Genomic DNA, 18,620 nt, shown 5'->3' with positions numbered 1-18,620 from the left:
CTTAATTATATCTTTTCAGCTATTCTTAATTTTGCGCTACGTGCTCTATTATTCACTTTTATTTCCTCGTTATTTGGCACAATCAGTTTCCCTACTGTTTTGAAAGGAACAGAAAAATTACCAAAAAAATCACGCTCAGGCTCACCCTCAAACATGCCGTTTTTAATAAATCTTTTTACCAATCTATCCTCTAAGGAATGATAAGATATCACACTCAATCTTCCACCCGGACTCAAAACTTCTAATGACTGTTCCAAAAACTCTTTCAAAACATCCATTTCCTGATTAACTTCAATTCGGATCGCCTGATACATTTGAGCTAAAATCTTATGGCTTTTATGCGCAGGCAAAAATCGCCCTAAAACCAATTTCAATTGCTCCGTATTTTTGATTGGAGACTTTTCTCTTGCTTCAATAATAACTCTCGCAATTGCTGGCGCATTTTTTAATTCTCCATAATCCAAAAACACTCTTCTTAAATTGGCATCATCATATTCATTAACTACTTTATAAGCATTCAAATCATTCTTCTGACTCATTCGCATATCCAATTCAGCATCAAATCGCGTAGAAAAACCTCTTTCAGCCACATCAAACTGATGTGATGAAACACCTAAATCTGCCAAAATTCCATCCACACTTTTCACTCCATAAAAACGCAAAAACCTTTTTATATATCTGAAATTTTCATTAATAAGTGTAAATCTTTCATCTGGCAACGCATTAGCTAACGCATCTTCATCCTGATCAAAAGCAAACAATTTACCATTTGGCCCTAATCTTTTCAAAATTTCTTTTGAATGTCCACCGCCACCAAAAGTTACATCTACATAAATTCCGTCAGGCCTAATATTTAAACCATCAACAGATTCTTTCAGTAAAACCGGATTATGATATTCCATTGTCGTCGTCATTTATATTACCCATTACTTCCTCAGCCAAATCCGCAAAATCCATATCCTCTCCACTTATCGATTTCTCATAAAGATCTTTATCCCAAATCTCCACTATATTAACTGCGGAAGAAAAAACCACATCCTTACTTATACTAGCAAAAGAAACTAAATCCTTAGGAACCAACAATCTACCCAAAGCATCTATTTCAACCACTTTTACACCTGCGGTAAATCTTCTGATAAAATCATTGTTCTTTTTTACAAATCGATTCAGCTTATTAATTTTTTGCATCATCAAATTCCACTCTTGCATTGGATACAATTCCAAACAAGATTGAAAAACGGAACGCTTCAAAACAAAACCGTCTTGAAGAGACAAGGCCAACTGCTTTTTTAAAGGTGAAGGCAACAATAGCCTCCCTTTAGCATCGACTTTACACTCATATGTCCCTACAATTGTATTCAAGAAAAATATATTAAAAGGTATAGAGCAAAAATATAAAATTTATTACCACAATTTACCACTATATACCACTTTGTTGATAAGTTTACCCACTTTCGAATAAAAACCCTTAATTTTTGGACAATCAGGACGTTAGCTGTTTTTAGATTTCCTTGCAAGAATGTTAATATTAAACCGAAAACACATCAATTTCTTAACATTAAACAAGAATCTGAACCCTAATAATTTATAATTTAAAATGAAGATTTTTAAGACAAAACAAAACCCTGAATCTTACCATTATCCAAATAAATACCGATGTTCGTGTTAAAAAATACCTACAAAAATTTATTTTAATTTATTAAATCCTATATTTGTCGAAATTGAAATTTTGGACTAGAATACATGGAAAAACACTATAAAAAAGAAGGCAAATACAGCTATTATGAAGCAGGAGAAGGAATTCCGATAGTGATACTTCACGGCTTGATGGGAGGATTAAGTAATTTTGACGCTGTTGCCAGTTATTTTTCTAACAAAGGATATAAAATAATTATCCCTGATTTACCTATTTACACACAAAACATTTTAAAAACAAATGTGAAAAGTTTTGCTATTTATGTAAAGAACTTTATCACATTCAAAGGACTCGACAGGGTCATTCTTTTAGGAAATTCTTTAGGAGGTCACATTGCTTTATACCACACCAAAATGTACCCTGAAAAAGTAGCCGGACTAGTGATCACAGGAAGTTCAGGTTTATATGAAAGTGCTATGGGGGACAGCTATCCTAAAAGAGGAGATTATGAATACATCAAGAAAAAAGCTGAAGATGTATTTTACGACCCGAAAATAGCTACTCCTGAGTTAATAGACGAAGTTTACGCTACCGTAAATGATCGTATAAAATTGATAAAAACATTAACCATTGCCAAAAGCGCCATTCGTCACAATATGGCCAAAGATTTACCAAAAATGCATGTTCAAACTTGCATCATTTGGGGAAAAAATGACAAAGTTACTCCTCCGGAAGTTGCAGAAGAATTCAATAAACTGCTACCTAACTCCTCACTGTACTGGATTGACAAATGCGGTCATGCCGCCATGATGGAGCAGCCTGAAGAGTTTAATCGTCTATTGGAAGACTGGCTAACTAAAACACATTTACAAGTTCGTTCTGAAAAAGAATAAATTCACACCCAGCAATCATGAAAATTAATACTGCCGAATTCATCATAAGCAATTCTCAAGTTGACAAATGTCCCAAAGACTTTTTGCCAGAATATGCTTTTATAGGCAGATCTAATGTCGGTAAGTCTTCATTGATAAATATGTTGACAAACCATAAGAATCTGGCTAAAACCTCCGGAAGACCAGGAAAAACTCAATTGATCAATCATTTTTTGATTAACAATAATTGGTTTTTAGTTGATTTACCGGGTTATGGTTATGCGAAAGTTTCAAAAAAAACAAAATCAATTTTTCAGCAATTTATCACTGACTATTTTGAAACAAGAGAACAACTGGTTTGCGCTTTTGTTTTAATTGACATTCGCCATGAGGCACAAAACATTGATATTGAATTTATGTCTTACATGGGCGAAAGTGAAATTCCTTTTTGCATCATTTTTACCAAAGCCGATAAAATCAGTAAGGTAAAAATTGATTCTCACATTGCTGCTTACAAAAAGAAAATGTTTGCTAATAACTGGGCCGAAATGCCCCATTATTTTGTGACATCTGCAACAGAAGGAATCGGAAAAGATGCTGTTTTAAACTATATTGACGAGGTAAACCAGGAAGTTTTCAAAAACAATAGTCAATTTTAGAAAAATAAAATATACTCTTTCAATAAAATAAGAAATCCCAAAACAATGTTTTGGGATTTCTTATTTTTAAAAAACTTAAACTAATCTATTTTTTAAGTTCTAATTTTTCGGCAAAATAATCACAAAAATCTTTCATGGTATCCGCCATTTTTTCGTCGTTGGTAGCACGATTAAAAGTGTCTGACATCGCAACCAAAGTTTGATGAAAGAATATCTTCATCTCATCAACCGGCATATCTTTTGTCCATAAATCAATACGCATAGTCTCTTTTACTTTACTATCCCAAATAGACAACATTATAGCTTTTGCTTCTTCTTTCTCAACTCCGCCATCCGCAGCAGTCCACATTAATTTTTCGGGAACGCGATTTTGATCTAATTCTACTATAAATTTTATTTCTGATGTGTTTTTATCTGACATTATTTTTTGGGTTTATATTTTGACTTCTCAAACAATTCTTTTGCATTGATTTTTAATAAATCAGACAAAGGTACATCATTATTCTTCATATAAGACCGAACCATTTGCCATCCTATCCAAGCACCAACCCGGCCAGGCGACTCATTATCAATTTCCAGATAAAATTTAGAAAAAGGAGCCGGATTAATAAATCTCGGAATTAATTTCTGGTCATCACTATATAACATTTCATTCTCTAAAAAATAACGCCATATATAACTCTCATTTTCCTGACACCATTTGATTTGTTCGGGTGTATACCCCATTTTATCAGCATCACTATACTCCGGCAGCAGTAAATCTTTCAAATACAATTCTTTCCCAAAATAAATCATTTCACTAAGAAAATGCTTATCCGTAATTGGCGCTATTTTTTTTGTCGAAAAACTGGTAACAATATCTGGCATCATTTGCTTTTCCTCAAAATTCTGCTTTATATAATTTGGAAATTGATAAAATTTATGTCCTTTCCCCAAATACAATTCAAGAGAAATAATAACCAAACTATCCGCATAAATAGCCTTATTGTTATAATCCATCTCAGAAATAATGGTAATTACTTTTGGAGTTTTAGTTTCTGGAAAATAGTATTTAATATGTTTAAAAAGCGAAGTAAGTTCACTTTTCACTGGTTCAATATCAGAATACTTTTTTTCTACTTCAGTATATAATTCCCTCCAAATCGGATCTTGCAATTTATTCAACCAAACACTGTCATCAGTCCCCTCCGGAAAAAAAAATGGGTACTCTTTTTTGACTTTAGGCAAATCTTTGGCAGGAGTTTCAAAAAATATTTTATCGAACCGCTCTATTTTTATTTCTAAAGGAATTTCTGTGACCGCTTTTTCTACGGCAGTTTTCTTGTCACATGACAGGAAAAATAAACAAAAGGCTACAGAAAACAGATATATTTTCATATTTATTAATTAAATTTGTTTCCAAAGTACCAGGAAAACGAACACACTACGAATTGATTTTGCAAATATACATTCCTGCTTTTTAATACCTAAACTATTATGACTAAAAAAAGTATTCTTCAAGTTGAAAAAGCGAACGCTCACATTGTAAATTGGTTAAAAACTTACGCTGAAAACGCAAAAGTGAATGGTTTTGTTGTGGGAATTTCAGGAGGGGTTGATTCTGCAGTCACTTCTACCTTATGCGCTCAAACCGGACTAAAAGTTCTGTGCGTAGAAATGCCTATACATCAAGCAGAAAGTCATGTATGTCGAGGAAGAGAACATATCGAACAATTAAAAAAAAGATTTCCAAATGTAACAAGTACAGAAGCCAACTTAACTTCTGTATTTGATGATTTTAAAAAAATAGTACCCGCAGATACAGACTCCTGCAGACTAGGATTGTCCTTAGCTAATACCCGAGCCCGTTTGCGAATGACAACTTTATATTATTTCGCCGGCATTTATGGATTATTGGTTGCTGGAACAGGGAACAAAGTCGAAGATTTTGGTGTTGGTTTTTACACAAAATATGGTGATGGTGGAGTTGATTTAAGTCCAATTGCCGATTTGATGAAATCAGAAGTATTTCTTTTAGGCGCCTATTTAAAAGTGCCGGATACTATTTTAAATGCAGCACCAACTGACGGTCTTTTTGGCGATGAAAGAACTGATGAGGATCAATTGGGAGCCAGTTATGACGAATTAGAATGGGCCATGCTAGAGGATGATAAAGGAAAATCCGCAGACGATTTCTCAGGAAGAGAAAAAGTCGTTTTCGAAACTTATAGACGATTAAACACTGTAAACCAGCACAAAATGAATCCAATTCCTGTTTGTTTACTTCCTAATTCATTAAAGTAATTATATTTTAGACTGATTTGCAATTATTTACAGAATTTTTTTATTAATTTTACTGTTCCAAAAAAAACAAAAACAATTCTTAAAAAATTTAAATTATGATTAAAGTATGTATAGCCGATAATTATCCCGTTGTGCATTTTGGAGTAAAATCTTACTTTAAAGATCATGCAGACATTTCAATTGTTGCCAATGTTGGTAACTTTTTGATGGTTAGGGACATACTCCTTACCAAGGATATTGATGTATTAGTACTAGACTTGGAACTGGAAGGTCTTTCCAGTATTTTTGAAGTGAAATCACTCTTGAAGAATTTCCCAAAAACCAAAATCATTATTTTCAGTGGTCTTTCAGAACAAATTTATGCACCAAATGCCATCAAAGCCGGAGTTTCTGGTTTTGTGCATAAAACAGAAAAACTGGAAACTTTAGGCTTATCGATTATTAAAGTGCACCAAGGAAAAATAATCATGAACGAAACGGTCAAGAAAAACTTGGCTTTAATCGCAAAACAAAGCAAAAGCGAACGATTGTATCGCAAGCTATCTAATCGCGAAGTTGAAGTTTTACGTTATTTAAGTGACGGCAAAAAGAACCACGAAATTGCTGAAATCTTAAAACTTAATGAGAAAACGATCAGTACTTACAAGTTAAGATTACTGACAAAACTGAATGTTACTAATCTTGTGGATTTGGTAAATAAAGCCAAAACACTTGAAATTGTTTAATGGTAACGAGACATTACCCTTCCTAATTTTTTCGAAAAAGAATTAATAAGTTTGTAATAATCCATCGCCATTGATAAAGGCTCTGTATTATCTGAATCCGGCTCAGATGATATAGAGCTTTTTAATTCTTCGATTATTTTATCTACCAAGAACCAACGCAACGTAAGTATCGTTTCAGACACATATTGACTTATAGTTTCACTCTTGCCTTTTGGAAAAATATTCTGTCCTTCCCAGTTATGCAGAGAAAGTCTTTCATCTTCCATCAAAATATCGGTCACTTCCTGAGCAAAATCAGAAGGTAAATGCATTAAATATTGCTCAATTCCAAAATCTTCATTTTGAAGATAATAATTAATTAGCCCATTGAATATATCTCTAAACAACGGATTTGCTAATTCAACCTCATCTTCCTGCAAACTCAAATAGATTCTTTGATATACTTTGTATTCTTTCTTTTCAACAAAATGCTCAATTTCCCCTTCTTCATTTGTTCTTAAAAGCACATCTTCGAATTCTTCATTTTTATTCCCATATAACAAAAGAATTTCAATGATTTTTCGTTCCAGACGATAAAGCACATCGACTTTTTCAGATTGGACTGGGCTTTCATTTTTTACAATTTCAAATGCTTTTTGCTCCTGCTTTTGTTTTTTACCAACCTCAGCAACATCTTTTTTCACCAATTGTGCCAAAGTACTCACCAGTACTTGCTCCGAAATATCCATAATTCGGGAACATTCCTGAATATATATTTCCCTTTGAATCCTATCTGGTATTTTAGAAATACTCAACACCATATCCCGAATCAAATCTGCTTTCTTTATAGGATCATTCTTAGCCTCATTCATCAAAAGCGAAGCTTTGAACTGAATAAAATCTTTCGCATTATTCTCCAAATAAGCAACTAAATCATCATAAGTCGTTTTTTTTGCAAAACTGTCCGGATCGTCACCATCAGGAAAAGTACATACTTTGACATTCATCCCTTCTTCCAGAATCAAGTCGATTCCTCGAATAGAAGCTCTCAATCCGGCAGCATCTCCATCAAAAAGAACCGTTATATTTTTGGTTAACCTATTGACCAATCGAATTTGATCAGGAGTTAAAGCAGTTCCTGAAGAAGCGACAACGTTCTCAATTCCGGATTGATTAAACTGAATAACATCAGTATATCCTTCAACTAAATAGCAATTATTAAGTTTAGCAATAGCTTGCTTAGCCTGAAAAATCCCATACAGCACTTTACTTTTATGGTAAATTTCGCTTTCTGGGGAATTCAGGTATTTTGCTGCTTTTTTATCATTTGTTAAAATCCTTCCACCAAAACCCAACACTCTTCCTGACATACTTTGTATAGGGAACATAACACGCCCCTTGAATCGATCAAAGGGTCTGTCATCCTTTGGAATTGTCAAACCCGTACTTTCCAGGAATTCTAATTTATATCCCTTACCCAAAGCTTCTTTGGTAAAAACATCCCAACCTTCCGGCGAATAACCTAGGGCAAATTTCTTTATGGTTTCCCCTGTAAAACCTCTCTCTTTGAAATAAGAAAGACCAATGGCTTTACCTTCTTCAGAATGTAAAAGTGTATTGTGGAAATAATCTTTGGCAAATTCAGAAACCAAATACATACTTTCGCGAACATCGGTATTGGCTTTTTCCTCATCAGTTTGCTCTGTTTCCTCGATTTCTATATTGTATTTCTTGGCCAAAAATCGAATGGCTTCCGGATAGGTAAAATGCGAGTGTTCCATCAAAAAAGCCACAGCATTCCCTCCTTTTCCAGAACTAAAATCTTTCCAAATCCCTTTGGCAGGCGAAACCATAAACGACGGAGAACGTTCATCAGAGAAAGGACTCAACCCTTTAAAGTTACTTCCCGCTCTTTTTAATTGTACAAAATCACCAATAACCTCCTCAACACGAGCAGTTTCGAAAACAGTATCTATAGTGGCTTTTGAAATCAATTTGAATAAAATATTTAGTAAATGAAAGTGTGCAAAAATACACAAATCAAAGTTGATATTTCGATATCTAAAATAAAAAAAGCGCTTCTTTCAAAACGCTTCCCAAAGTATAATACTAACTCAAATAATTCTTAATTAAAATCAAATCTAAGTCCATATGAAATATTATTCTCATCAATCACATTGTTTTGAAACAAAGGATTTAAATCATATTTCACATACAGACTAATTGCTTTATAGCCAACATAAGAACTTAAACCGTAAATGAAATTATTGACATTAAAATCTCCTTTTACTTTTTCTTCCGCTTTGTAATCGTTGTCCTGATAATGCAGTTTTTGTTTTGATTTAACATTAATACCAGCATATCCTCCCATACCAACTCGAAAACTTTTATGCGTTCTGAAATATTGCTTATCATCTTTGGTTTCACTTCCCGAAAAATCGAATTCTAAATGCACCGGAGCCACAAAATATACGTTTCTAAAACGAGAATCATCCAAATGAATTGCACTTTCTTCAAGATTCGTCTGATCCCCATTTACTACAAATTTTCTATTATCCGTTGGACGAAGATTGTTATACATCAAAGAAAACCCATATTTGGCATGCAGTAAATTATGCTTTTTGGCTAATCTGGTGTTGAAGGTAAATCCCCATTCGTAGAAATGCGACCCTATAAAATCATAATCAGCATCTTTTAAATCGCCATCAGCCATCAGATTATTTAAACCGGCTGCAAAAACAAACTGGGTAGTTGTTCTTTTTTCCGATTTCATTCTTTTTTCGCTTTTACATTCTTTATCATTAAAATATACCGTAATAGACTTTCTTCTATCTACTTTTATGGAATCATTCTCACTAATTTTTCCATCAACCTTCTCTTGGACTAAATCTTTTAATTTTTCTTGCTCTTTAGCAACTCTAGACTCAATGTTAATTGCTCTGGCTTCGGCCAATACTTTCTTTTTGTTATCAGCTTCTTCTTGAGTAATAGTACCGTTTTGCAATTGATTATTAACCGCTTCCACTTCTAATTTCAATGCCTCTTTTTCTTCTTTTGTAATATTTTCAATGTTTAAAGCAATCTTTTTTGCTTTTTCTTCAAAGGTTTCCTGACTTAACATTTTGCTTGCAAAAAGACAAAATAAAGCCGCTAAGTAAATTGTAAAATTTCTCATGATTGTTGATTTAAATTTGATTGATGATTTATTCCTGATTGTTTCTGTTAGACAAAGCCACTTTTACAGTTTGGTAATTTTTATTGACTTTATTAATTACTTTTTCTCTAAAAGTAAGCTCTAATTCACCGTCTACCTGAGAAAGCAAATTATTTGCATTTACTTCTATACTCGGTTTTTGATTTGATTGTTTTTCGCTCTTTGACGGATTTTCAACCGATACTAACAGTTCGTCAACTGAAACAGCATTGGTTGTAGATAAAATTGATTTTTGTTCTGTTTTTTGATTGCTGATTGAAACTTCTGCTACTTGATTTTGATTATTATTATTAGTGACTAATGATTCTTTATTTGAAGCTGGAATTTGACTATTTTTCACAATTGCCTTTTGGGCTAGTGCGGAATCTTTAGTTTCACCGTGGCTTAACTCTCCATTTAGGGGATCTGAGGACGCAGCTTTTAGTTCCTTAGGCGCAATTGAATTTCCAATGACTATTTTATTTGACGGATCCACTACTACACTGTCTTTTTGATTAAAAAAAACTGTCCCTATCAACAAAAGACCTACAACACTTGCCGCAAAATACAACCACCCAAATTTTCGTTTTGGTTTTGGCTTTTCAACAACAGTCAACATAGCATCTAATCTGTCCCAAGCTCCCTCAGATGGCTTAATCTCCCTACTTTCCAGTTTTTCAGCAAATAGCTTTTCAAGTTTATTCGGTTCCATTATTGTGTTTTTTAAAGGTATTAATCTGCTGTTGCAGCATTTTTCTGGCGTGAGATAATTGTGATTTTGATGTTCCTTCATTTATGCCCAACATACTTGCAATTTCATGATGCTTGTATCCTTCAATAGCATATAAATTGAAAACCATTTTATAACCATCTGGCAAACCATCAATCAGAAACTGAATATTTTCTACAGAAAACTGGCTCTCAATAGGATTGAAATTTTCTTCAAAGTATACTTCGTCTTCCAAATACTTTACTTTTTTCTGGACTCTGATAAAAGAAATACATTCATTCACCATTATTCGTCTGATCCAACCCTCAAAACTTCCTTTCTGTTCAAAGTTTTTGAGATTAACAAATACTTTCATAAAAGCGGTAATCATTACATCTTCAGCCTGGTGAATGTCTTTGATATATTGACGACAAACACTTAGCATTTTCGGAGAAAACTGACTATAAATCTTTTGTTGCGCTTGTCGATTACCTTCGACAGCCAACTGGATTGTTTGGTTTTCCTTTTGATGTAAGTTAATTACTTTCATAAATTATTTAGATGCCAATATTCCATTTCAATATTTTCGATTATAATTCCAATTGATTTCTAATCATGAATCTGATTTCTATAAGCATAGACGATTCACAATGCAAAAAGGTTGCATCACAAAAACATTTTTTTCATTTTTAAAATTTAAAAAATGAAAAAAGACAATAAAATCAAAGGGTAACGAAAGGAAATTATTTTTATAAAAAATTACTTTTTTCTTTCAATAACATAATTCACCATTAAAATCAGTGCATCTTTAAATTCGGACTTCGGGTAATTATCCAAAATTGAAAGTGCTTCTTTCTGGAATTGAACCATCTTTTTTTCGGCATAAGACAATCCATTATTGTTTTTCACAAAGGCAATAACTTCTTTGACACGTTTTTTGTCTTTGTTGTGGTTTTTTATAGAATTGATAAGCCAGCTTTTCTCTTTTGGGGTACACGTATTTAAAACATGAATAAGAGGCAAAGTCATTTTCTGTTCTTTGATGTCTATCCCAGTAGGTTTACCAATGGCTTCTTCAGTATAATCGAACAAATCATCTTTAATTTGAAAAGCCATTCCGATGAGTTCGCCGAATTTTCGCATATTCTCCACCTGAGTATCATCTTCAATGACTGATTTTGCGCCAAGGGCACAACAGGCAGCGATAAGGGTAGCTGTCTTTTTACGTATAATTTCGTAGTAAACCTCTTCTGTAATATCTAATCTGCGGGCTTTTTCTATTTGAAGTAATTCCCCTTCGCTCATTTCACGAACAGCAACAGAAATAATCCTCAACAAGTCAAAATCACCATTATCTATTGAAAGCAGAAGTCCTTTTGAAAGTAAATAATCACCAACCAAAACCGCAATTTTATTCTTCCAAAGTGCATTAATAGAGAAAAAACCTCTTCTACGATTACTATCATCTACCACATCATCATGCACTAAAGTTGCAGTATGAATCAATTCAATAACACTGGCACCACGATAAGTTCTTTCATTTATAGTACCACCAGAAACCATTTTTGCTGTTAAAAAAACAAACATCGGACGCATTTGTTTTCCTTTTCGATTCACAATATAGTAAGTGATTCTATTTAACAAGGCCACTTTAGAAGTCATCGACTCGTAGAACTTTTTTTCAAAAAGTTCCATTTCGTCAAAGATGGGCTGTTTTATTTGAGAAGTAATATTCATTTAGTTTTCAAATATACAATATTACCACACAATCTTACAAATCCACAATGTTGTTTTGAATTTTATTTTCACTCAACGAAGTTTGATTAAGCTTCTTTATTTGCTAATTGCCCACAAGCCGCATCAATATCTTTACCTCTACTTCTGCGTACTTTTACTACAATACCACTAGCTTCCAGTGCTTTTATGTAAGCATTTATGGATTCTTCAGAAGCTTGTTGAAATTCACCATCATCAATTGGATTGTATTCTATCAAATTAACTTTGCAAGGAACATATTTACAAAATTTAACCAAAGCATCAATAGAAGCTTTATTATCATTGATCCCTTTCCAAACCACATATTCATAAGACACTTTGCTTTTGGTTTTTCTGTACCAATATTCCAACGCTTCACGTAAATCTGCCAAAGGAAAATTTTCACTAAAAGGCATAATTCTGGAACGGATTTCATCAATTGCTGAGTGCAACGAAACGGCGAGTTTGAATTTTACTTCATCATCTGCCAATTTCTTAATCATTTTTGGCACACCTGAAGTCGATACCATAATTCGTTTCGGAGACATTCCTAAACCTTCCGGAGAAGTAATCATCTCAATAGCTTTTAAGACATTGTTATAATTCATAAGAGGTTCTCCCATTCCCATGAATACAATATTCGAAAGCGGATGATTATAATACAAACGACTTTCTTTATCAATAGCAACTACTTGATCATAAATTTCTGCTGGCTCTAGATTTCGCATTCTTTTCAATCTCGCTGTAGCGCAAAAATTACAATCCAAACTGCAACCTACTTGGCTCGAAACACAAGCAGTAGTCCTTGTTTCTGTTGGTATTAAAACAGATTCCACTACCAAACCATCGTGTAGACGTACCGCATTCTTTACTGTGCCGTCTTCACTTCGTTGCATCGTGTCCACTTTTATGTGATTGATAACAAAATGATCTTCGAGCATAGCACGAGTTGCTTTGGCCACATTAGTCATATCATCAAAACTATGTGCACCTTTACTCCACAACCATTCATAAACTTGGTTACCACGGAACGCTTTGTCTCCATTGGCGACAAAAAAATCTCGTAATTGTTCTTTAGATAAGGCTCGTATGTCTTTTTTCTCGATTTGCATGCTGCAAATTTACTAAGTATTTATCGAAACCTTCAATTTCTTAAAATATCTTTCTCTAAATTCAATTAAAAAGCACCCAATTTCACTTACATTAAAGCATATAACTATGGCAAAAAAAATAAGAATTTATTCAGAATACGACTTTAAACGATAAACAGAGCTGTTCATCGGTATAATTTTCACCTCTTTCAAAAATAATATACATTCACAGATTATTCAAAGTATTTGACGCCCCCAATTTCTATTTATGCTTAATTAATTATGAGAAAAAAATTAGTCTTATTATTTCTTTATTGTTTTTTAAACTCCTACTCCCAAACTCCAGTACAAGATTTCAATTTTAATGGCAGTCTGGTAAACAAAACAAAAACTGCAACTTTCAACGGAACCGCCAAATATGTAGTGGACAAGACTGGGAATCCAAAGGGAGCAATACGACTAATTAATGAATCCTTAGAAGCAAATATTGGAAACTTACCGCAAGGAAATTCCCCTAGAACAGTTTCTATTTGGGTCAAATTTAATGACATTACAGAAGCAAACTACATATGGGGATACGGCTCACCTTTAAACGCTAAGTACTGCGGATTAATCCATCAAGAAGCCTATTCTGCTTCTTCTGACCTTTGCATCGCGGGCTGGGGAGCTTCTCATGATCTAATTACAACAGCGACGCTAGTGGAAAACACTTGGTACAACTATACATTTACTTATGATGGCAATGTTTCAAGCATTTATAGAAATGGCATATTACTAAAATCATTTAAAGGAACTAACCGCAACACACTAGGATCTGTTTTCAAAATAGGAAAAGCAAACACATTGATAAGTATCAATGCAGATATTGATGATTTAAAAATCTATGATATCGCTTTGACACGAGAACAAGTTGCATCGCTTTATGACTTAACTCCTATACTGGTTTCAAATGATGAAATTAGCGAATCTGACTATTCCAATAAAGATAAAAAACAATAACCAACAAGCCTGCTTTAACAAACATCAATAACAATACTGCAATAGAGCCCAGCAAAACTATTGAGGCTTTAAAAAACGACAGTGATAATTAAAGACAAAAAAAGCAAGGAATTATTTGGATAAAATAAGCACTCCAATTTAAAGGCTAAGAAGTGAAATCATTTTTTTAAGTGAATTCACTTCTTTTTGTTTGTTAATAATTTAACTATTATTATCAAATACCCATTATTTGTAACAATAATTCACTCTTTATTTTCTCTCAATAATTCGAAAAAAAAATGACACTAGGATTTAGATTATTCAACTGCAATTAAAATCCTACACAACTAAGAGAAATAAAAAATAATCTTTGAATTTCCTTTCCTACAATTCATAAAATTCAAGCACAATACATTTTTAACACAGTTGTGTTTTTTACACTTAATTAGCTTTATAATTATTTATCGCAAAACATAAACGGTTTTTTTATGCGATTTTATTTTAAAATAGCTAAAGAACACAACTTTTCACCTCTAATTCTCCCATATCCTTTATTAAATAACAACTTTAATAAAACTTTAACAATGACTTTTATCATGTATTATTTCGTTCAATGGGGATAAATTTGTCTCATATTAATACAGCAATTAGTATTAAAAAATGGATTGCAAACCAAAAATTATTTCAAACTGATTACTAATAAATAAATAATGTAATGAAATCAACAATAATTAAATCATTCCTTTTAACGATAATATTCTTAGGAACAGTATCATCCGCAAATGCTCAAAAAAGTTATTCCTTAGACACAAAACAAAACTTTTCTGTATTTGGTACATCAACACTACATGATTGGGAAATGAAATCCAACTCTGGAACGGGAACAGCAAATTTCACTGTTACTGATTCAAAATTAACAGAGATCAATGCCATCACAGTAACTCTTTTATCAGAAAGCATAAAAAGCGAAAAAACAAGCATGGATAAAGTGGCTTACGAAACTTTGAAAACCAAAAAATTCAAAAGCATTAAATATGTCCTAAAGTCAGCTGAAAAAGTAAATGAATCAACTTGGAACCTAATTGGAACGTATACAATTGCAGGAGTAAGTAAAGACTTAAAAACACAAGTAAAAACTACTGTTACTAACGGCATTGTTTCTCTACAAGGAACCAACAAAATTACATTCACGGAGTTTGGAATGAAATCACCAACGGCTCTGTTAGGAACCATCAAAACCGGAAACGACCTTACAATAAAATTCAATATTAATTTCAAATAAAAATAACTAATCATGAAAAGATTTTACCTCTTAGTTACAGCACTAACATCTATGGCTGCCGCAAACGCCCAAGTAACCTTCGGCGATATGCAAAATCAAATTCCAAGAAGTAAAGACGGAATCAACGTTTTTGATGTACAAAAAGACGACAGAGAGTTCAAAGGACTCAGTGTTGACTTAGGAGGTGCATTCAATATGGATTTCCAAGCAATAAATTCGTTCAACGACCAACCTAAAACTTTTGCTGCACCTTCACAAATTACTGGATATCGATTAATGAATACTGAAAATAATTTTGTCCTTCCCGCTGCTGATATGACTATTGGAGCTCAGTTGTTTGATGGTGTAAGAGTAAACCTAGATATTTATTTAGCTTCTAGACACCATAATGACACTTATGCAAGAGGTGGATATTTACAAATTGACAAGCTAGACTTCATTAAAAAAGACTTCCTTGCAGGAATCATGAAATACGCTACAATTAAAATCGGGCAAATGGAGAACAACTTCGGGGATGCTCACTTTAAAAGTTCTGACAACGGTAGCACACTTAGAAATGCATTTGTTGGAAACAACATCATGAATTCGTTCACTACTGAGATGGGAATCGAAGTATATTATAACAGAAACGGATTGGTAAGTATGTTGGGGGCAACAAACGGCAACTTAAATCAAGGTACTCAAGAAGTTACTTTCCCAAATACTACTGCTGCTACTCCAAATCCAAATACAGGAGTTAGCCCTACAATCTTAGCTAAACTTGGTTATGACAAACAACTTAACGAAGATTTGAGAGTAAGAATTACAGGTTCATATTACCATAATGCAAACTTGGGTAACTCAAACTTATATGCTTCTTCTAGATCAGGATTTGGTTTCTGGGGTGTATTAAACAATGTTGCTTATAAAAATAACGGTGTTGATGTTGCTACTAGTTATAATTCAACTTCTACTCCAGAAGCTACTTACAACCCTAACTTCAAAAACTGGGCTACTTCTTACATGATCAACCCATTTGTAAAATACAAAGGTCTTGAATTCTTTGGAACAATAGAATTAGCTTCAGGAGGTGATAAAGCAGGTGTTGATGACAAACGTACAGCTGACCAATATGCAGGAGATATTGTTTACAGATTTGGAAAAAAAGAACAATTCTATATCGCAGGAAAATACAATACTGTATCTGGAAAATTATCTAATGCTGATGCAAAAAAAGTTACTGTAGACAGATTTGAATCAAGTATTGGTTGGTTCATGACTAAAAACATTGTAGCAAAATTAGATTACGTAAATCAAAACTATAAAAACTACACACAATTCGTAGGAAACGTACCAACTGGAAATGCTAACAACTTCTATGGTGGTAAATTCAACGGTCTGGTATTTGAAGCAGCAATTTCATTCTAATTCATTAAAATAACTACAAGTAGATTATATTTATTAGGTCTAGTACTTTTCAAAAGAAAAGTACTAGACCTTTTTTTATATCCCTGTCTTTTCAATTATAATTAGCTACGAATTAAACAAAATTAGAACTGCAAACTCGATTTTGACTCTGAATTTGGTAACTTTGCTTGCAATTGAAAATATAAAAAAAAATGCATTTCATTTCCCAAGACTTAGAAGATTATATCGAACAACATTCTGAAAAGGAACCTGAACATTTAGCCGCTTTAAACAAAGAAACCTATCAGAAAATTTTACTTCCCAGAATGCTTAGTGGCCATTTTCAAGGACGCGTTTTAAGCATGTTATCAAAACTGATTCGTCCGGTAAACATTCTTGAAATAGGAACGTATACAGGTTATTCCGCATTATGTTTGTGCGAAGGAATGCAGGGAAATGGACAACTACACACAATTGACATCAAAGAAGAATTGGTTAATTTTCAACGAAAACATTTTGACAAATCACCTTGGGGAAAACAAATTATACAGCATTTGGGAAATGCAACGGATATCATTCCGACTTTAGACCTGAAATTTGACTTGGTTTTCATTGATGCCGACAAGGAGAATTACCTCAACTATTTTGAGTTGATGGTTCCAAAAATGACTAAAGGCGGTATTATCTTATCTGATAATGTATTGTGGAGTGGCAAAGTCCTGGAACCTTTACAAAAGAATGATGTGAGCACAAAAGTATTATTAGAATACAATCTGCGATTGAAAAACGATCCTCGAGTTGAAACCGTTTTGTTACCTATTCGTGACGGATTAACTGTAAGCCGAGTACTTTAAGAAGACAGATCGTGGCGACTTAAAAAAAGAATATTTTCTAGAAATGAGTTCCCGCCCCGAGCCCCGAAGGCATACTTTTTTATCGTAATTTTCACGAAGGAAGAATACAATAAATAGAGTGGATAGCAGGAAACAGCTTCAAATAATTATTGTGGAAAATATTTTTTTTGTGCTAGTTTATACCCTTTGTACATTAAAAATCCGAAAAGAGCCCCACATAAGTAACCTGAAATAATATCTAACGGATAATGCAATCCCAGATAAATTCGGCTATAAGCAAAGATTAAAGGCCATAAAAAAAGAAACCCCAGGAATTTGAAATAACGTTTTAGATTTAAATATAAAAACATCGTTACTGCCATGCTATTTGCGGCATGACCAGAAAAAAAACTATAAGAATCTCGGTCTTGAACAATTCGAATAAAAGACTTTATTTCTGGATTATTGCACGGACGCAACCTTTGAAATCCATTCTTGAATAAATTGGTAGTTTGGTCTGTAACCGTTAACAGAACAGCTATAAAAAGCAGTAAATACAAGGTTTGTTTCGTTCCTAATTTTTTATAAATCAGATACAACAAAAGTAAAAAAAGAGGAACCCAATGGGATTGTTTAGTGATGTATAGCCAGAAACCGTCAAAAGTTTCGGAACCCAAACCGTTGAGATAAACAAATAATTGGGTATCGAACGCCAGTAATTTTTCTATCATTACATCTGACGTTTTATAGGACCAGTAATTTCGTCAATTTCTTCCGTTGCCTTAGCAATTTGAGTTGTCGTATCTCCCAAAAGACTTTCTTTAGTTTTGTTGATTTCTGAAGAAAACGTACTCGGAATATCAGTGAAGGCAGATGTATCTCCCAATAAACTGTCCTTGGCTTTATTAATTTCGGACGTAATATTACCCGTCAAATCGGTCAAAGTTTTTTGATCAAAACCACTTGCATCCGCTTCTTTTTGAATTTCATTTTTTATATCATTGGTGGCGTTTTTTAACTGCGCCATCGCTTTTCCCATCGTACGAGCAATTTCCGGCACTTTATCAGAACCAAAAAGCATCAATACAATAAACATGATAAAAATTAATTCACCTCCTCCTATACCAAACATAATTTCCGTTTTTTCTTGGAGACAAAGATATCAAATTTTGAATCCCAGTTTTTTAATTTTTTCTTAAAAAAAATAAAGACTCAAAATGAGTCTTTATTTTTTTTTAT

Annotated in this window: 20 protein-coding genes; 8 read left to right on the top strand and 12 right to left on the bottom strand. The window is 33.2% G+C overall.

The window, feature by feature from the left end:
• Window positions 1-5: 5 nt before the first annotated feature.
• Together rsmH and mraZ are read right to left on the bottom strand one after the other, a co-directional pair.
• Window positions 6-914, bottom strand: a complete 909-nt coding sequence (gene rsmH, locus ABEB23_RS15005; RefSeq protein WP_348813421.1) for a 16S rRNA (cytosine(1402)-N(4))-methyltransferase RsmH — start codon at window positions 912-914, stop codon at window positions 6-8.
• Entirely contained in the window at window positions 889-1,362 is a 474-nt protein-coding gene (mraZ, locus tag ABEB23_RS15000) for a division/cell wall cluster transcriptional repressor MraZ (protein WP_348813420.1), read from the bottom strand. Before mraZ ends, rsmH begins: the two co-directional genes overlap by 26 nt.
• A 381-nt stretch (window positions 1,363-1,743) precedes the next feature.
• On the opposite strand from mraZ, the gene ABEB23_RS14995 reads away from it, so the two are divergent.
• Window positions 1,744-2,529: an alpha/beta fold hydrolase gene (locus ABEB23_RS14995; RefSeq protein ID WP_348813419.1), complete on the top strand. Its 786-nt coding sequence runs from the start codon at window positions 1,744-1,746 to the stop codon at window positions 2,527-2,529.
• Between the two features lie 17 nt (window positions 2,530-2,546).
• A complete protein-coding gene (yihA, locus tag ABEB23_RS14990) occupies window positions 2,547-3,167 on the top strand; it encodes a ribosome biogenesis GTP-binding protein YihA/YsxC (RefSeq protein WP_348813418.1) in 621 nt (206 codons plus the stop codon).
• 85 nt (window positions 3,168-3,252) lie between these two features.
• On the opposite strand, the gene gldC is transcribed toward yihA, so the two are convergent.
• Window positions 3,253-3,588, bottom strand: coding sequence for a gliding motility protein GldC (gldC, locus tag ABEB23_RS14985; RefSeq protein ID WP_348813417.1), 336 nt, complete (start codon window positions 3,586-3,588; stop codon window positions 3,253-3,255).
• Window positions 3,588-4,544: a gliding motility lipoprotein GldB gene (gene gldB, locus ABEB23_RS14980; RefSeq protein ID WP_348813416.1), complete on the bottom strand. Its 957-nt coding sequence runs from the start codon at window positions 4,542-4,544 to the stop codon at window positions 3,588-3,590. The genes gldC and gldB overlap by 1 nt, the downstream gene beginning before the upstream one ends.
• A 99-nt stretch (window positions 4,545-4,643) precedes the next feature.
• On the opposite strand from gldB, the gene nadE reads away from it, so the two are divergent.
• Complete coding sequence (nadE, locus tag ABEB23_RS14975) at window positions 4,644-5,450, top strand: NAD(+) synthase (protein ID WP_348813415.1); 807 nt, start codon at window positions 4,644-4,646, stop codon at window positions 5,448-5,450.
• Between the two features lie 95 nt (window positions 5,451-5,545).
• Entirely contained in the window at window positions 5,546-6,175 is a 630-nt protein-coding gene (locus ABEB23_RS14970; RefSeq protein ID WP_348813414.1) for a LuxR C-terminal-related transcriptional regulator, read from the top strand.
• Here the strand turns inward: ABEB23_RS14970 and dnaG are convergent.
• The 6 genes from dnaG to rlmN all read right to left on the bottom strand — a co-directional run bounded on the left by dnaG (window position 6,172) and on the right by rlmN (window position 12,923).
• Window positions 6,172-8,148: a DNA primase gene (dnaG, locus tag ABEB23_RS14965; RefSeq protein WP_348813413.1), complete on the bottom strand. Its 1,977-nt coding sequence runs from the start codon at window positions 8,146-8,148 to the stop codon at window positions 6,172-6,174. The two genes, ABEB23_RS14970 and dnaG, sit on opposite strands and share 4 nt — an antisense overlap.
• Window positions 8,149-8,279: 131 nt before the next feature.
• Window positions 8,280-9,329, bottom strand: a complete 1,050-nt coding sequence (locus ABEB23_RS14960; protein WP_348813412.1) for a hypothetical protein — start codon at window positions 9,327-9,329, stop codon at window positions 8,280-8,282.
• A 28-nt stretch (window positions 9,330-9,357) separates the two neighbouring features.
• On the bottom strand, window positions 9,358-10,059 hold the full coding sequence (locus ABEB23_RS14955; RefSeq protein ID WP_348813411.1) for a hypothetical protein: 702 nt from the start codon (window positions 10,057-10,059) through the stop codon (window positions 9,358-9,360).
• Window positions 10,046-10,606: an RNA polymerase sigma factor gene (locus tag ABEB23_RS14950; RefSeq protein ID WP_348813410.1), complete on the bottom strand. Its 561-nt coding sequence runs from the start codon at window positions 10,604-10,606 to the stop codon at window positions 10,046-10,048. The genes ABEB23_RS14955 and ABEB23_RS14950 overlap by 14 nt, the downstream gene beginning before the upstream one ends.
• 209 nt (window positions 10,607-10,815) lie before the next feature.
• A complete protein-coding gene (locus ABEB23_RS14945; RefSeq protein WP_348813409.1) occupies window positions 10,816-11,793 on the bottom strand; it encodes a polyprenyl synthetase family protein in 978 nt (325 codons plus the stop codon).
• An 86-nt stretch (window positions 11,794-11,879) separates the two neighbouring features.
• Window positions 11,880-12,923 carry a dual-specificity RNA methyltransferase RlmN gene (gene rlmN / locus ABEB23_RS14940; protein ID WP_348813408.1) on the bottom strand — a complete coding sequence of 348 codons (1,044 nt, stop codon included), beginning with the start codon at window positions 12,921-12,923 and terminating at the stop codon, window positions 11,880-11,882.
• Between the two features lie 261 nt (window positions 12,924-13,184).
• On the opposite strand from rlmN, the gene ABEB23_RS14935 reads away from it, so the two are divergent.
• From ABEB23_RS14935 to ABEB23_RS14920, 4 genes are all read left to right on the top strand, one after another.
• Window positions 13,185-13,901: a LamG domain-containing protein gene (locus tag ABEB23_RS14935; protein WP_348813407.1), complete on the top strand. Its 717-nt coding sequence runs from the start codon at window positions 13,185-13,187 to the stop codon at window positions 13,899-13,901.
• A 694-nt stretch (window positions 13,902-14,595) separates the two neighbouring features.
• Entirely contained in the window at window positions 14,596-15,162 is a 567-nt protein-coding gene (locus tag ABEB23_RS14930; RefSeq protein ID WP_348813406.1) for a YceI family protein, read from the top strand.
• Window positions 15,163-15,174: 12 nt separating this feature from the next.
• The gene (locus ABEB23_RS14925) at window positions 15,175-16,569 is read left to right on the top strand and encodes a hypothetical protein (protein WP_348813405.1); all 1,395 of its coding nucleotides are present in this window, start codon (window positions 15,175-15,177) and stop codon (window positions 16,567-16,569) included.
• A gap of 191 nt (window positions 16,570-16,760) precedes the next feature.
• The gene (locus ABEB23_RS14920; protein WP_348813404.1) at window positions 16,761-17,402 is read left to right on the top strand and encodes an O-methyltransferase; all 642 of its coding nucleotides are present in this window, start codon (window positions 16,761-16,763) and stop codon (window positions 17,400-17,402) included.
• A 146-nt stretch (window positions 17,403-17,548) separates the two neighbouring features.
• Here ABEB23_RS14920 and ABEB23_RS14915 read toward each other — a convergent pair whose 3' ends face one another.
• Complete coding sequence (locus tag ABEB23_RS14915) at window positions 17,549-18,112, bottom strand: phosphatase PAP2 family protein (protein WP_348813403.1); 564 nt, start codon at window positions 18,110-18,112, stop codon at window positions 17,549-17,551.
• Complete coding sequence (locus ABEB23_RS14910; RefSeq protein WP_348813402.1) at window positions 18,112-18,513, bottom strand: Sec-independent protein translocase subunit TatA/TatB; 402 nt, start codon at window positions 18,511-18,513, stop codon at window positions 18,112-18,114. The genes ABEB23_RS14915 and ABEB23_RS14910 overlap by 1 nt, the downstream gene beginning before the upstream one ends.
• Between the last annotated feature and the right edge of the window lie 107 nt (window positions 18,514-18,620).

Source organism: Flavobacterium maritimum (genome assembly GCF_040049085.1).
In the GTDB taxonomy this organism is placed as follows: Bacteria; Bacteroidota; Bacteroidia; order Flavobacteriales; family Flavobacteriaceae; genus Flavobacterium; species Flavobacterium maritimum.
The sequence above is the reverse complement of the archived record's forward strand: the minus strand, read 5'-3'. Positions and strand labels throughout refer to the sequence as shown.